Raw genomic sequence first — 13,583 nt, 5'->3', positions numbered from 1 at the left:
GACGCGATCGGCTACTACCTGGCCGGCCTCTATCTGGTCAGCACGTTCTTCCGCCCGGCCGGTGCGTACTTCAGCTACCTGCGCGAGCCGGCTGACCACCATGCTGCGGGACGTCAAGCATCCCCGTGACGACCTGATCGAGACGCTGCGCCGCCTCGACACCAGCAACCAGGAAGTCAGCGCCGGGCTCCGAGCACTCCTTCGTCTGGTTCGCTGACCTAGAAGGTGATCGAGGTGAAGGCCTGGGTCTGTTCGATCAGTGCGCGTTCGACCGGGAGCCGCTCCAGGGACGACGCGCCGTAGAAGCCGTGGACGCCGGTGGTCTTGCGGAGGACGTACTCGGCGTCTGTGGGCTCGGCGACCGGTCCGCCGTGGACCAGCACGATGACGTCGTCGCGGACACTGCGGGCGGCCTCGGCCCACTCGTTGCTCAGCTGCACACAGTCGTCGAGGCTGCGCGCGGTCTCCGCGCCGATCCGGCCGCCGGTTGTCAGGCCCATATGGCAGACGATCACATCGGCGCCGGCATCGGCCATCGCGACCGCGTCCTCGGCTGAGAAGACGTACGGCGTGGTCAGCAGATCGCTCTCGGCCGCGAGCCGGATCAGCTCGACCTCCCGCTGGTACCCCATGCCGGTCTCTTCCAGGTTGACCCGGAAGTTGCCGTCGATCAGGCCCACGGTCGGGAAGTTCTGCACCCCGGAGTACCCGGCCGCGGTCAGCTTCGCGAGGAACGCCTCGGGTTGGTAGAACGGGTCCGTCGCGTTGACGCCCGCCAGCACCGGAGTGTGCTCGACGACCGTGACGATCTCGGCCGCCATCTCGAGCACGATGTCGTTGGCGTTGCCGTAGGCGAGCAGGCCGGCCAGCGAACCGCGACCCGCCATCCGGAACCGCCCGGAGTTGTAGACGATGATCAGGTCGATCCCCCCGGCCTCCTCGCACTTGGCGGACAGGCCGGTGCCGGCCCCGCCGCCGACGATCGGCTCGTGCCGCTCCACCTTGCCGCGCAGCCGCTGCAGGATGTCGTGGCGCTCGATTCGGCCCATACTCGGTCTCCCTCGTGATCTCGTACTCGCGTGCTGTGGTGCTGTCGTGCTTACTGCCGGGCAGAGGATCCGGCACCGGAAATCGCGCTGTGCAGCCGCTGCACCATGGCGTCGGCGAACTCCACCGCGTTGACGTCGTAGTTCAGTTCGACCAGCTCCACCGGGCTGTCCCGTAGTCCGGCGCGGACCGCGTCGAACAGTTCCTGATCGGCCTCCGCGTCGTAGAACGCTCCGTCCTTGCCGGCGATCGCGGAGATACCGTTCAAGGGCAGGAAGACCGTTGCGGGTCCGACCGACTCCCGGACCCGCTCAGCCAGTTGAGTACCCAGCTCCCGGCACTCGGCAGGCGTCGTACGCATCAAGGTCGTGGTGGCGTTGTGCTGGTAGGTCAGCCGATCCGCGAAGCGCTCAGGCACGCTGTCGACAGGTCCGAAGTTGACCATGTCCAGCGCACCGAGCGAGATCACCGCGGGAGTGCCGGTCCGGGCCGCGGCGCGGAGCCGGTCGGGTCCGGCGTCGAAGATCCCACCGACCAGGTGATCGGCCAGCTCGGTCGTCGTCACGTCGAGGACCCCGGCGAGCATGCCGTTCGACACCAGCGCTTCCAGCGTGCGCCCACCGGCACCCGTCATGTGGAACACCAGGACCTCGTACCCCAGCGCCTCCAGCTGCTCCCGGGCCCGCGTGACGCACGGAGTCGTGACCCCGAACATGCTCGCCGCAACCAGCGGCTTTTCGTCGCTCGACGGCTGGACCGGCTCAGCAGTCACCATCCCGGCCATCGCGGCGGCGGCGTTCCCGAGGATCCGGGTCGAGATCCGGTTCAACCCGGCTACGTCGACCACGCTCGGAACCAGGATCAGGTCCGTCTCACCGACGTACGGCGCATTGTCTCCGGCAGCGGCTGTGGACACGATCAGCTTCGGCACGCCGAGCGGTAACGGCCGGAACGCGGCCGCGGCGAGTGAGGTGCCACCGGTGCCGCCGAGGGCCATCGCGCCCTGGAGTTTGCCGGCGGCGTACAACTCCTCGATGACGCGCGCGGCGCCGCGCGACATCGCCTGGACAGCGGCGCCACGGTCGCCCGCGGCAACCAGTTGATCGAGATCCTCACCGGCGTTCCGGGCGACGTGATGGCGGTCGATCTGCGGTGGGAATCCCGGCTCCCCTAGCACTCCGCAGTCGATCATGATCACCTCGACTCCGAGATCGCGGAGTCGTTCGGCGACGAACCGATACTCGGAGCTCTTGGTGTCGAGCGTGCCTACGAGTGCGACAGTAGCCATGGTCTCCTCCCGACGTTCTGTCCCATGATGGAGGACTGGTATGAAGCCAACGAGAGCCAATTCCCCCCGAATGGTCAGCCCACTCAATGTTCACCAGATGGTCCGCCTGATGGGACAGTGGGGCCTGGGCGAGGGTGCCCTGCACACCCAGTTGGCCGGTCACCTCCGCGGGCTGGTCGTCTCCGGGAAGCTGGCGGCCGGGGTCCGGCTGCCGTCCGAACGCTCACTGGCCGAGGCGCTGGACGTCAGCCGCAACACCGTCGGCGCGGCGTTCGACGAGCTGCGCGGCGACGGGATCCTCACCAGCCGCCGTGGTGACGGTACGTATGTGAGCTCGGCCCGCCAGTTCCTCGGCGTACGCGGTGACGACCGGTTCGAGTCGTTCCTGGCGAACGGCGCCGGGATCGGACCGCGGATCGACCTGCGCAGCGCCGCGCTCCCCGGCCTCCGTCTCGTCGTGGACGCGGCGTCGATCGTTGGTCCCGAGCTCGCGCCGTTGGTCGACTCGCACGGGTACGTCCCCGAGGGCTTGCCCGCGCTGCGCACCGAGGTCGCCGGGTACTACAGCTCGATCGGCCTGCCCACCACCGCGGACCAGATCCTGATCACCTCCGGGGCCCAGCAGGCGATGCGGATGGCCGCGGTGTCGATGCTCGAGCCGGGCTCGGTCGCACTGGTCGAGGAGCCGTCCTTCCGCGGTGCGATCGAGGTGCTCCGCGCGGCGGGCGCCCGCCTCGAGCCGATCCGGCGGGGGCCCTACGGCATCGAGACGTCCGAGTTGATCGCAGCGGTACGCCGTACCAAGCCCAAGCTGCTCGTGATGCAGTCGACCGTGCACAACCCGACCGGATCGGTGATGAACAGCGGCCGGCGCCGGCAGCTCGCCATCACCGCCACGAACCTCGGACTGACCGTGCTCGATGACACGACGCTGGCCGACGCGATGATCGACGAACCACCGGCGACCCCGATGGCCGCCTGGGGTCCCGGGGTGATCACCGTCGGCTCGGTCAGCAAATCCTTCTGGGGTGGCCTGCGGGTCGGTTGGTTGCGGGCGGATCCGGCCACTGTTGCGGCGCTGGCCTCCATCAAGGCGGGCGAGGATCTCGGTACGTCGCTGCTCGCGCAGGTGACCACTGCCCGGCTGCTCCCCCGCATCGACGAAGCCAGGGCCGAGCGCAGCCGGGTGCTCGGGGCGGCGCGCGACCTCGTCCTCGGTGAGCTGGCGGAGCTCCTGCCGGAGTGGGAGCCGGTGATCCCGGTCGGCGGCGCATCCCTGTGGGTCCGGCTCCCGGCGCCGATCGCGACGACTCTGGTCCAGCGGGCCGAACGGCTCGGCGTACAGCTCCTGCCTGGTCCGACCTTCAGCTGCGTCGATGCCTTCGACGACCATCTGCGGATCGGGTTCGCGGCCAGTCACACCGAACTGCTCGCCGGGGTGCGCGCCCTCGCCAAGGCCTGGCGGATCGTCGCCAACCGCGCCTGAGCTGAAGGTCGTTAAGCCCACGAGTGCCGAATTGGCACTGTCCTCTGCTCCCTGCTGCTTTCAGGATGGCAGGACAACAGAACCGGACAGCAACGCCAGGAGGCACATCGTGGGCCGTGGAGGACTGACACCTGCCGACAAGGTCGTCGTCGAACCCCAGCTCTGGGGCAAGCTGGAGTGGATGGTGTCGGGGGCCATCGGCAACTCCGACACGATGACGATCGGTCGCTGCACGATCGAGCCCGGCCAGCAGAATCCCCCGCACTACCACCCGAACTGCGACGAGGTGCTGCACGTCATCAGCGGGACGATCGACCATCGGCTCGGCGACACCCAGCTGCCAATGTCCGCGGGCGACACGATCTCGATCCCGGCGGGGACCGTGCACAACGCCCGCAACGTCGGTACGGACGCCGCCGTCATGATGATCGCCTTCTCCACGCCTGACCGGAAGGTCATCGGCGAGTAACCGCTGTGCCCCGAGACGCCGGGAGGTGACATGACCGAAGAGCTCGTCGTACGCCGTTCAGCCCTGTCGCGCGTCGCCCGGACGCGACGGACCGGAGTCAGCGGGCAGAGCCGGCTCGAACGCCGGTGGGGTCTGCTGCTCGCCCTGCCGGCCATCATCGGATTCGTCGTCTTCAGCCTCGCGCCGATGGCGGTCTCGGCGGTCCTCAGCCTGACCGACTGGACGATCGGCTCGTCGCCGTCGTTCGTCGGGGTCGACAACTACACGCGGATGTTCACCAGCGATCCGCTGTTCCTCAAGTCGCTCGGCGTCACGACGTACTACACCCTCGGCGCGGTGCCGCTGACCCTCGTGGTCGCGTTCGCGATCGCGATGCTGCTGAACTCGAAGGTCCGCGGTCTCGGCATCTACCGCACCATCTACTACCTGCCGACCTTGGTGCCGAGCGTCGCCAACGCCGTGCTGTGGCTCTGGATCTTCAACCCCGACTTCGGCCTGCTGAACTCGACCCTGCGGCAACTCGGTGCGCCGACCTCCAACTGGGTCTTCAGCGAGACCGCGGTGGTGCCGTCGCTGATCCTCATGAGCAGCTGGGGTTTCGGGAACATCATGGTGATCTTCCTGGCCGGGCTGCAGGGCGTGCCGCGGCATCTCTACGAGGCGGTCGCCATCGACGGCGGCGGCGCCTGGCGGCAGTTCCGGCACGTCACGCTGCCGATGATGACGCCGGTGCTGTTCTACAACCTCGTCACCAGCATCATCGGCACGTTTCAGGTCTTCAACCAGGCCTACATCATGACCCAGGGCGGCCCGAACAACGCGTCCACCTTCTACGTGTACTACCTCTACACGACCGCCTTCACCAAGAGCGAGATGGGCTACGCGAGCGCGCTGGCCTGGGCCCTGTTCGTGATCGTCATGGTGATCACGGTGGCCCTGTTCCGATCCTCGAACCGCTGGGTCTACTACGAGATGGGAGCCGCCCGATGACCAAGGTCCGAGGGCGACGCATCCTCCTGTACGCCGTACTCGTCGTCGGAGTGGTCCCGACCCTGCTGCCGTTCGTATGGCTGGTCCGCAGCGCGCTGATGGACAACAACCAGATGTTCATCGCGCCGCCGGAGTGGCTCCCCAAACCCTTCGAATGGTCGAACTTCAGCGGCGCGCTGACCGCGCAGCCGTTCGCCCGCTACTTCCTCAACACGATGGTCATCGAGGTCTTCACGGTCATCGGGACGCTGCTCACCTGCTCGATCGCGGCGTTCAGCTTCTCCCGGCTGCGCTGGCGGGGACGCAATATCGTCTTCGGCATCCTGCTCAGCGGGCTGATGCTGCCGCAGGCGGTGCTGCTCGTCCCCACCTTCCTGATGTGGGACGCCGTCCAGGCCATCAACACGTATTACCCGCTGATCGTGCCGGCCTGGCTGGGTGGCGCCGGCGGCGGGATCTTCAACGTCTTCCTGCTCCGCCAGTTCTTCCTGACCATCCCGTACGAGCTGGACGAGGCGGCGTACATCGACGGAGCCTCGCCGTTGCGGGTGTTCTGGCAGGTCATCGTCCCGCTCTCGAAGCCGGCCCTGATGGTGGTCGGGATCTTCACGTTCATCCGGACCTGGAACGAGTTCCTCGATCCGCTGATCTATCTCAACGACAGCAACAAGTTCACCCTCGCCCTCGGCCTCGCCTCGTTCCAGGGCACCTACAACGCGCAGTGGGGCTACCTGATGGCGGCCGCCACCGCGACCATCCTGCCGATCGTCATCCTCTTCTTCTTCGCCCAGCGCTACCTGATCGAAGGCGTCACCCTGACGGGGGTCAAGGGCTGACCCATCCCTCCGCCGACTGCACGGGAAGGCACATGACCGTACACAAGATCGCTCTTGTCGGAGCGGGCAACATCTCCCGCACTCATCTGACCAGCTACGCGAACCACACCGACCGGGTCGAGGTCGTCGCGGCCGCCGATCCACTCGCGGAACGACGTGAATGGGTACGCGACACGTTCGGGGTCCAGCGCACATACGAGACCGTCGGCGAGATGATCGAGGCCGGTGGCTGGGATGTCGCCGTGGTGTGCACACCGAGCCACGTTCGGACTTCCGCCGTACTCGAGCTTGCTGCCGCCGGCAAGCACATCTTCGTCGAGAAGCCACTCTCGTTCGACTTCGACGACGCCCGTTCGATCGTGGACGCCTGTGCCGCGGCGGGGGTTCAGCTCGCCGTCAATCAGAACTTCCGGGACAGCTACGCCTTCGGCCTCGGCCGTGAGCTGATCGAGCAGGGTGAGATCGGCGACGTACTCGCGATCTCCCAGCAGGAGCTGATGTTCCGGCAGGACAAGGGCTGGCGGCTGACGCAGGAGCGGCACGCCTTGTCGGTGATGGGAATCCACTGGTTCGACGGGTTCCGGTTGCTGCTGGGCAAGGAGGCGACCTGGTTGTCGGCGCGCACCTTCTCGTCACCGGCCGTCGACGCGGCCGGCGAGACCGACGCCAGTGTCCAGATCTTCTTCGGCGACACGCCGGTCACCTACGTGCAGAGCTTCTCCAGCCGGCTCGATCGCACCGAGACAGTCGTCTTCGGTTCGGCGGGCACCCTGCAGCTCGGGTACGCCGAAGCCCAGTTGCATCGCGATGGTGAGACCAAGACGATCCCCAACCCGCTCGTGGGGAGTGGGCGCTCGGAGGCCATGTTCCTCGGGCTCGATCGCCTGCTGACCGCCGCGGAGACGGGCGTCGAGGCGCCGAACAGCGGCGGGGACAACCTGCGGACCATCGCGCTCCTCGACGGCGCCTACCGATCGGCCGACTCCGGCGCCCCCATCGAACTGAAGGACGGTCTGCCGTGGTGATGATCGCGTTCTCCAAACCGACCCGTGGTGCCGAGCAGCAGCGGCTGCTGTTTGATCGATACACCGAGTTCGGCTTCGCCGGCCTGCAACTCAAGGGCAACCAGTACGGCGACTACCTCGACGACCCGGTCTCCGGTGCCTCACAGTTCCGGACCGACTGGGGAACCGAGCCGGGGCACGTGTCGTCGCTGATCACGATGAACCCGCTCGATGCCGAGGGCAAGCAGCGCCTGCGCGCGATCATCGCCTTCGCCAGTGCGGTGGGATCACAGCGGGTCGTGTTGTGTCACGACGTACCTCGGGAAGGCTTGGAGGACAGTGATCTGATCCGGTTCGCCGGGGAGCTGTCCGATCTGGCCGAGGAGTCTGCCGGGCAGAACGTCGTACTGTCCCTGCATCATCACACCGGCGAGCCCGTGATGCATCGTCGCGACTTCGAGGTGTTCTTCGGCGCGGTCCGGGACAACACTCTCCGGCTCACCGTCGACACGGGCCACCTGTTGAAGTCCGGGGTGACCGACATCTCCGGGCTGCTCACCGACTTCGCCGCGGTGATCGACAACATCCACCTCAAGGACTACGAGGACGGCGAATTCCGTCTGCTGGGACAGGGGTCGGTGGAGCTGACCAGCGTCCTGGACACCATTGCCAAGCTCGACCCGGGGACCACCCTGTGCGTCGACGAAGAGAGCCGCGCCGAGATCCTCGAAGGTCTGCAGGTCTCGCGCGACTTCCTCGGTCAGCACCTGCCACAGGGCTGACCCACCGCGGTACCAGCTTTCTCATCGCGTTCGAAGGAGCCAGCGATGCCCACCGATCCACGTTCCCTGCCGCCGGCCCGGCCGCACGGCCTGTCCCGCCGGTCCTTCCTCGGCGCCGGCGTCCTCGCCACCGCCGGCCTCGGCCTCTTCGGTTGCGGTGGGCAATCAACCACCAAGAGCGGCGGCGCGGCCAACCTGCAGTTCATGTACTGGGGCTCGGCCAACGAGAAGGCCGCGATCGAGCAGATGACGAAGGAGTTCCAGAAGTCGCACTCCGGCACGACCGTGCAACCCGTACACGTGCCCGGTGACTACGAGACCAAGGTCAACACACTCGTTGCCAGTGGCAATCTCCCGGACGTGGCCTACATGACCGCGCCGACGGCGTACCGGCTGGCCGAGCAGGGCAAGATCGCCAATATCTATCCCTACATCGAGAAGTACGCCCAGCTGTCCGGCCGGAAGCCGCAGAACTTCTTCTGGTACGGCGACAAGAAGGTGGCCGGAACTCCGGCGGCGAGCGAAATCAGCCTGCTCTGGTACAACAAGGACCTTTTCACCGACGCGTCGATGACTCCCCCGGCGGAGGCGGACAAGGCCTGGTCCTGGGACCAACTGCTGGAGGTTGCGACCGCACTGACCCTCGATCAGAACGGCAAGCGGCCGAGCGACTCGGGCTTCAAAGCCAACAGCATCCGTCAGTTCGGGCTGTCGGCACCGTTGTCGACGCAGTGGACCTGGTATCCGCTGATCCGCAGCAACGGTGGCGATGTCACGGACGAGAGCGGGACCAAGTACACCCTCAACAGCCCGGAATGCGTCAAGGTGTTCCAGGATCTGCAGGACCTGATCTACAAGCACCGCGTGGCTCCGAGCCCGGCGCAGCTCGGTGGCGGCGACACCGCCAACGCCCCGACCACGACGGTCCAGCTGCAGACCAAGCGCGTCGCGATGGCGATCGACGGTCAGTGGACCCTGCTCGACATGGGCGAGAGTGACCTCAAGTACGGCATCGGGGTCCTCCCCTCCTACCAGGAGCCGATCACCCAGGAGGCCGGCAGCTGCCGGGTCATGTCCTCCTCCACCAAGCACCCCGAGCAGGCGATCGAGCTCTACGCGTACAGCGTCGACGGCAGCAACAGCGACCTCTTCAAGAAGGGCCTCTGGATGCCGGTCGAGACCAAGTACTACTCCGACTCCTCGGCCATCGACGCCTGGACCAAGAACGACGTACACCCCGCCGAATACCGCACGGCGGCCGTCGACTACCGCCTGAACAACTCGGTCCGGGACTTCACCCAGGTCCTCAAGAACGTCCCCGCCATCCAAGAGGTGCTGACGCCGGCGATCGAACAGATTGCCACCGGCAAGGTTCCCGCCAAGACCGTCCTCGACGGCCTCCAAGCCAAGATCCAACCCCTGTTGAAGGGCCGCTACCCCATCCCCAATTCGATCTAGCCGTCAGGACTGGCCGCCGGAGGACTCTTCGGCGGCCAGCTGGGCCAGCTCGACCCTCGAGCGGATGGACAGCTTCCGGAAGATCTTCTGCAGGTGGTACCCGACCGTCCGTGGGCTGAGGAACAGTTGCGCGCCGATCTCCCGGTTGCTCGCTCCCTCGCTCGCCAGCCGGGCCACCTGGAGCTCCTGCGGAGTCAGGGCCTCCAGCGGCATCGACCGGGTCGTGTGCACCGGGCTGCCGGCCGCGCGCAGCTCGCTGGTCGCGCGCCGGCTCCACGGGATCGCACCGAGCTGATCGAAGGTGTCCGCTGCTGCCCGCAGCGGTGCGCGCGCGTCCGACCGTCGGCGCTGACGTCGCAGCCATTCGCCGTACAGCAGCTGGGTGCGCGCTCGGTCGAACGGACGGATCTCTCCGCCGCGGCTCGCCTCGTCGTGCAGTTCCAGCGCCCGCAGATACAGGTCACCTGCCACCGCGTCCTCCGCGAGCAGGGCGCGGCAGCGCAGGCTGACTGCCAGTGCCGACGGCCGGCCGCCGTCCTCGGCCCAGGACGTCAGCCCCGCCAACCGCTCCTGGGCCTCCCCGCGCCGGCCACCGCGAACCGCGGCCTCGATCAGATCGGGACTGTGGCGCATCGCAACGACTGGATGCTGGGCGTCCGGGAAAGCAGCTTGCTCCAAGGCCCGCTCTGGTTGCCCAAGGCCAAGATCGAGCAGGGTCAGTGCCCAGTCTCCGAGCGCAACCACCGGAGCGATCCGCTGCAACCGCGCATGTCCGAGCGCCGCTGCCGCGAGCTTCCGGCACGACTCCTCCGCACCCGAGACAGCGTCCAGCCAGGCCAGCAAGGCCTCGAAGTGACAGCCGCGGTTGGACTGACCGAGAGCCGTCGCCAACTCGAGTCCCTCGTACGCGTTGGCCCGGGCGAACCGGTAGCGACCGGTGATCGTCTCGACCGTGGCCAGAATCTGCAGCGACAACACGAGCAGAGACAACTGACCTCGGGCTCGGCACACCCGCACTGCGGTCTCCGCACAACCCAGCGCGTGATCGTCGTCCGCCAGCGAGAGGTCCGCGCCGGCGCGCAGCACCAGCTCGAGTGGCTCCGTGCTCTCGACGGCATCGTCGTACGACGACTTGGACAGCGGCTGTCCGCCGGTCATCACCTCCAACCGATCAGCCAACTCCAGAACCACCTGGACACCGGACCGCTGCGGACTGGACTCCGGCAGGTTCACCATCCGCAGGGCACCGATGGCCTCGCGGGACCACTCGAGTTCGCTGGTGAACCAAGCGTTCTTCACCGCATCGACCAGCATCATCGCGGCCAGGCCGGGATCCGCCCCGGCCACCGCGTCGACATCCGTCATCAGCAACTGGTGTGCGGTGACCGGCGAGCCGGAGTCGAAGGCGACGTTGGCCCGCAGCCGCCGATTGCGGGCGCGGACGACCAGATCGGTGGTCAACTGATCGGACTGGTCTGCCAGCCGCAACGCCTGCGCCGGACGACCGGCCACGTCCGCGGCCTCCGCGGCGGAGGCGAGGCGCCGGCCGCGTATCAGCTCGGAGTTCGTCAGCCAGGCAGCCTTCTCGTACGCGGTCGCCGCCGTCGACGGACCGCCGCGTTCCAGCGCCCGGACGGCGCACCTGTCGAGTTCATCGGCGATCCGGTCGTCCGGGCCGGATGCGGCCGCGGCCAGTTGCCAAGCGCGACGGTCTGCGTCCAGCGCCGGGTCCAACGCGTCGGCCAGGGCGGAATGTGCGCGGCAGCGAGCGCTCTGCGTCGCCGACCGGTAGACGGCGGCGCGCACCAAGGGATGCCGGAAGAGCACCCGGGCGCCACGGACGTCGTCGTCGATCCTGATCAGCCCGGCCTGCTCGGCCGCGTCCAGCGCCACCGGAGCGACCGCCCAGTGCTGAGCCGCCCGCAGGACTACAGCCAGGTCGCCGCTGTCCTCGGCAGCTGCCAGGAGCAACAACTGCCGTGTCCCGGCCGGCAGACCGTTCACCTGCGCGCTGTAGATGTTCTGCAGCCGCTCGGTCATCGGGAACGGTCCAAGCACCGGTTCCTGCCCGGACCGCTGTGCGTCGGACAGCGCGGTCGGTACCTCCACCAGAGCCAGCGGGTTCGCCGACGTCTCCTCGATCAGCCGGCCCGCGACGTCCTCGGCCAGCGCCGGATAACGGGCCGTGAGCAACGATCTCGCCGCCTCGGTGTCCAGACCGGCGATCCGGAGCTCCGGCGTACCGGTCAGGAGCGCCTCGGTGTCGTCCCGGGCGGCCAGGAGCAGGCCGATGGGCTCTGTCAGCAACCGGTCCGCGACGAACCGCAGTGCGGACACCGATGGCTGATCGAGCTTGTCCGCATCGTCGACCAGGCACAGGACCGGCTGTTCGTCGGCCGCCTCCGAGAGCAGAGTCAGCGCAGCCAGTCCGACCAGCAGGCGATCGGCGGACCGGGCCGGCGTCGTACCGAAGGCGCTCCGCAGTGCGTCGGCCTGCGGCGGCGGCAGGTCATCGGTCCGCGGTAGCAACGGGCGGACCAGCTGGTGCAGCCCGGCGAACGGCAGCTCGGCCGCACTCTCGCCACCGGATGCGCGCAGGACCAGGGTGCCGTCGGCACAACATGAGGCAGCGTGGGCGAGCAGCGTGGACTTACCTGAGCCTGCCTCGCCACGCAATACGAGCAGACCAGGCTGACCGTCCTCGGCCGCCTGGACGAACTGCTGGAGCCGGACTCTTTCCGGCGCCCTCCCGTACAGCATGACCACAAACTACTGCGTCCACCGCCCCCGCGGCGGTACCCCATCAGGAGAAAGCAGGTACGACGTACTTCGCGAACAACCGCATCTGCTCGAGCATTTCGTCGACGGTGTTGCCGACGAACAGACTCGCGCAGAAGTGCTCCAGCCCGGCCTCCTGGTACGCCTGGACCTTGGCGCACACCTCGTCCGGCGTCCCGATCAGGTTCGCGTCGAAGTACGCGTCCAGATCCATGCCCTTGGTCATCGTCGTGTTCAGCGACCGCCGGAACAGGTCGAAGGCCGACCGCTCGAACCGCTCCCGGACCTGGTCTGCCGTGTCGCCGAGGCAGACCACCGACTGCAGCGCCGTGGTGATCATCGACGGGTCCCGGCCCGCGGCCCGCGCGTACGCATCGACCTTCTGCCTGCCTTCGCGGATCTTGTCCGGGCCGACCTTGGCCGGCAGCCAGCCGTCGCACAGCTCACCCGCCCGCCGCAGCGATCCCTCGACGTTGCCGCCGGAGTAGATCGGCAGCGGGTCCTGCACCGGCTTGGGGTACGACTCGACGCCGTCGAACCGGCGGTACTTGCCCGCGTAGCTCGCATCCCGATCCGTCCACAGCGCCCGTAGCGCCTCGAGCCCCTCCACGGTCAGCTTCGCGCGCGACGCCTCCGCCAACTCCGGCGCGACCCCCTCGAACTCGTCCCGGTAGCCGCCGACCGCGACGCCGAGGATCACCCGGCCGCTGCTCAGCTGGTCGAGCGTGGCGACCTGCTTCGCGAGCAGCACCGGGTCGCGCATCGGCAGCACCATGATCCCGGTGGTCAACCGGATCACCGACGTACGCGCGGCGATGTTCGACAGCGTGATCAACGGTTCGAAGAAGTCGGGCGGCTCGGTCCACGCCTCGCGGATGAAGCGCATCGTGCTCAGGTGGTCGTTGCCGCCGACGTCGTAGTACCCGAGCTGCTCGGCCTCGACCGCCACCCGGATCACGTCCTGGGCGGTGGCGAACGGGGTCGGGTACATCATCCCGGCCAGACAGGTCGGAGTCTCGACACCGAACTTCATCAACCGACAACCTTTCCCGAGGAATCCCTGCTGCGGAGGGCCTGCAGACGCAGGACCAGTGCGACCAGGAGGATCACCGACACGACGCCGAGGACGATCGGATCGCTGGATCGACCGCCCAGGTCGCGGTCGAGCACGTGCGAGGCGAAGTGCACAACGGATCCGGTGGTCCCGCCCAGGAGCGCGACCGCCAGGGCGTCGCGCCAGTACAGCGCCGCCAGCATCGCGACGCCGATCCCGATCTGGAACGCACCGACGTCGTGGAACAGGTGCAGGTTGAACGGATCGAACGTCGCGATCGTCTCGTGGAAACTCTCCGGCCAGAAGAAGGCCCAGATCCCGGGGACCAGGAACACCAGCGCTCCCAGCACAACGGATCCGACCACCCAGGGCTGCCGTTTCACAGCGCCTC

At 67.8% G+C, this 13,583-nt stretch carries 13 protein-coding genes; 8 read left to right on the top strand and 5 right to left on the bottom strand.

What is annotated here, in order from left to right; translation table 11 throughout:
• Nucleotides 1-61: 61 nt before the first annotated feature.
• The gene (locus tag AB0L70_RS37000; protein ID WP_363691516.1) at nt 62-217 is read left to right on the top strand and encodes a hypothetical protein; all 156 of its coding nucleotides are present in this window, start codon (nt 62-64) and stop codon (nt 215-217) included.
• A gap of 1 nt (nt 218) precedes the next feature.
• On the opposite strand, the gene AB0L70_RS36995 is transcribed toward AB0L70_RS37000, so the two are convergent.
• Complete coding sequence (locus tag AB0L70_RS36995; RefSeq protein WP_363691515.1) at nt 219-1,049, bottom strand: phosphoenolpyruvate hydrolase family protein; 831 nt, start codon at nt 1,047-1,049, stop codon at nt 219-221.
• 50 nt (nt 1,050-1,099) lie between these two features.
• Complete coding sequence (locus tag AB0L70_RS36990; RefSeq protein ID WP_363691514.1) at nt 1,100-2,335, bottom strand: Tm-1-like ATP-binding domain-containing protein; 1,236 nt, start codon at nt 2,333-2,335, stop codon at nt 1,100-1,102.
• A gap of 97 nt (nt 2,336-2,432) precedes the next feature.
• Here AB0L70_RS36990 and AB0L70_RS36985 point away from each other — a divergent pair, with 97 nt between their 5' ends.
• The 7 genes from AB0L70_RS36985 to AB0L70_RS36955 all read left to right on the top strand — a co-directional run bounded on the left by AB0L70_RS36985 (nt 2,433) and on the right by AB0L70_RS36955 (nt 9,360).
• Nucleotides 2,433-3,821, top strand: coding sequence for a PLP-dependent aminotransferase family protein (locus AB0L70_RS36985; protein WP_363691513.1), 1,389 nt, complete (start codon nt 2,433-2,435; stop codon nt 3,819-3,821).
• 109 nt (nt 3,822-3,930) lie between these two features.
• Nucleotides 3,931-4,290 (top strand): cupin domain-containing protein, encoded by a 360-nt coding sequence (locus AB0L70_RS36980; protein WP_363691512.1) that lies wholly within the window; start codon nt 3,931-3,933, stop codon nt 4,288-4,290.
• A gap of 30 nt (nt 4,291-4,320) precedes the next feature.
• Nucleotides 4,321-5,280, top strand: coding sequence for a sugar ABC transporter permease (locus tag AB0L70_RS36975; protein WP_363691511.1), 960 nt, complete (start codon nt 4,321-4,323; stop codon nt 5,278-5,280).
• The gene (locus AB0L70_RS36970; protein WP_363691510.1) at nt 5,277-6,116 is read left to right on the top strand and encodes a carbohydrate ABC transporter permease; all 840 of its coding nucleotides are present in this window, start codon (nt 5,277-5,279) and stop codon (nt 6,114-6,116) included. The genes AB0L70_RS36975 and AB0L70_RS36970 overlap by 4 nt, the downstream gene beginning before the upstream one ends.
• A 32-nt stretch (nt 6,117-6,148) precedes the next feature.
• The gene (locus tag AB0L70_RS36965) at nt 6,149-7,141 is read left to right on the top strand and encodes a Gfo/Idh/MocA family oxidoreductase (protein ID WP_363691509.1); all 993 of its coding nucleotides are present in this window, start codon (nt 6,149-6,151) and stop codon (nt 7,139-7,141) included.
• Nucleotides 7,141-7,902 (top strand): sugar phosphate isomerase/epimerase, encoded by a 762-nt coding sequence (locus AB0L70_RS36960; protein ID WP_363691539.1) that lies wholly within the window; start codon nt 7,141-7,143, stop codon nt 7,900-7,902. Before AB0L70_RS36965 ends, AB0L70_RS36960 begins: the two co-directional genes overlap by 1 nt.
• A gap of 45 nt (nt 7,903-7,947) precedes the next feature.
• Nucleotides 7,948-9,360, top strand: a complete 1,413-nt coding sequence (locus AB0L70_RS36955; protein WP_363691508.1) for a sugar ABC transporter substrate-binding protein — start codon at nt 7,948-7,950, stop codon at nt 9,358-9,360.
• Nucleotides 9,361-9,363: 3 nt separating this feature from the next.
• Here the strand turns inward: AB0L70_RS36955 and AB0L70_RS36950 are convergent, their stop codons facing one another.
• The 3 genes from AB0L70_RS36950 to AB0L70_RS36940 are packed head-to-tail and all read right to left on the bottom strand — an operon-like array spanning nt 9,364 to nt 13,575.
• The gene (locus tag AB0L70_RS36950; protein ID WP_363691507.1) at nt 9,364-12,120 is read right to left on the bottom strand and encodes an AAA family ATPase; all 2,757 of its coding nucleotides are present in this window, start codon (nt 12,118-12,120) and stop codon (nt 9,364-9,366) included.
• 43 nt (nt 12,121-12,163) lie between these two features.
• Entirely contained in the window at nt 12,164-13,171 is a 1,008-nt protein-coding gene (locus AB0L70_RS36945) for an LLM class flavin-dependent oxidoreductase (RefSeq protein ID WP_363691506.1), read from the bottom strand.
• Nucleotides 13,171-13,575 carry a hypothetical protein gene (locus tag AB0L70_RS36940; protein ID WP_363691505.1) on the bottom strand — a complete coding sequence of 135 codons (405 nt, stop codon included), beginning with the start codon at nt 13,573-13,575 and terminating at the stop codon, nt 13,171-13,173. The genes AB0L70_RS36945 and AB0L70_RS36940 overlap by 1 nt, the downstream gene beginning before the upstream one ends.
• Between the last annotated feature and the right edge of the window lie 8 nt (nt 13,576-13,583).

This window comes from Kribbella sp. NPDC051952 (assembly GCF_040680855.1).
Lineage (GTDB): Bacteria > Actinomycetota > Actinomycetes > Propionibacteriales > Kribbellaceae > Kribbella.
Note: the sequence above shows the minus strand (reverse complement) of the source record. Positions and strands in the feature narration are given on the sequence as shown.

Coding starts and splice junctions, on each gene's coding strand:
- AB0L70_RS36995 (WP_363691515.1), bottom strand. CDS start 1,049: ATGGGCCGAATCGAGCGCCACGACATCCTGCAGCGGCTGCGCGGCAAG.
- AB0L70_RS36990 (WP_363691514.1), bottom strand. CDS start 2,335: ATGGCTACTGTCGCACTCGTAGGCACGCTCGACACCAAGAGCTCCGAG.
- AB0L70_RS36985 (WP_363691513.1), top strand. CDS start 2,433: ATGGTCCGCCTGATGGGACAGTGGGGCCTGGGCGAGGGTGCCCTGCAC.
- AB0L70_RS36975 (WP_363691511.1), top strand. CDS start 4,321: ATGACCGAAGAGCTCGTCGTACGCCGTTCAGCCCTGTCGCGCGTCGCC.
- AB0L70_RS36970 (WP_363691510.1), top strand. CDS start 5,277: ATGACCAAGGTCCGAGGGCGACGCATCCTCCTGTACGCCGTACTCGTC.
- AB0L70_RS36965 (WP_363691509.1), top strand. CDS start 6,149: ATGACCGTACACAAGATCGCTCTTGTCGGAGCGGGCAACATCTCCCGC.
- AB0L70_RS36960 (WP_363691539.1), top strand. CDS start 7,141: ATGATCGCGTTCTCCAAACCGACCCGTGGTGCCGAGCAGCAGCGGCTG.
- AB0L70_RS36955 (WP_363691508.1), top strand. CDS start 7,948: ATGCCCACCGATCCACGTTCCCTGCCGCCGGCCCGGCCGCACGGCCTG.
- AB0L70_RS36950 (WP_363691507.1), bottom strand. CDS start 12,120: ATGCTGTACGGGAGGGCGCCGGAAAGAGTCCGGCTCCAGCAGTTCGTC.
- AB0L70_RS36945 (WP_363691506.1), bottom strand. CDS start 13,171: ATGAAGTTCGGTGTCGAGACTCCGACCTGTCTGGCCGGGATGATGTAC.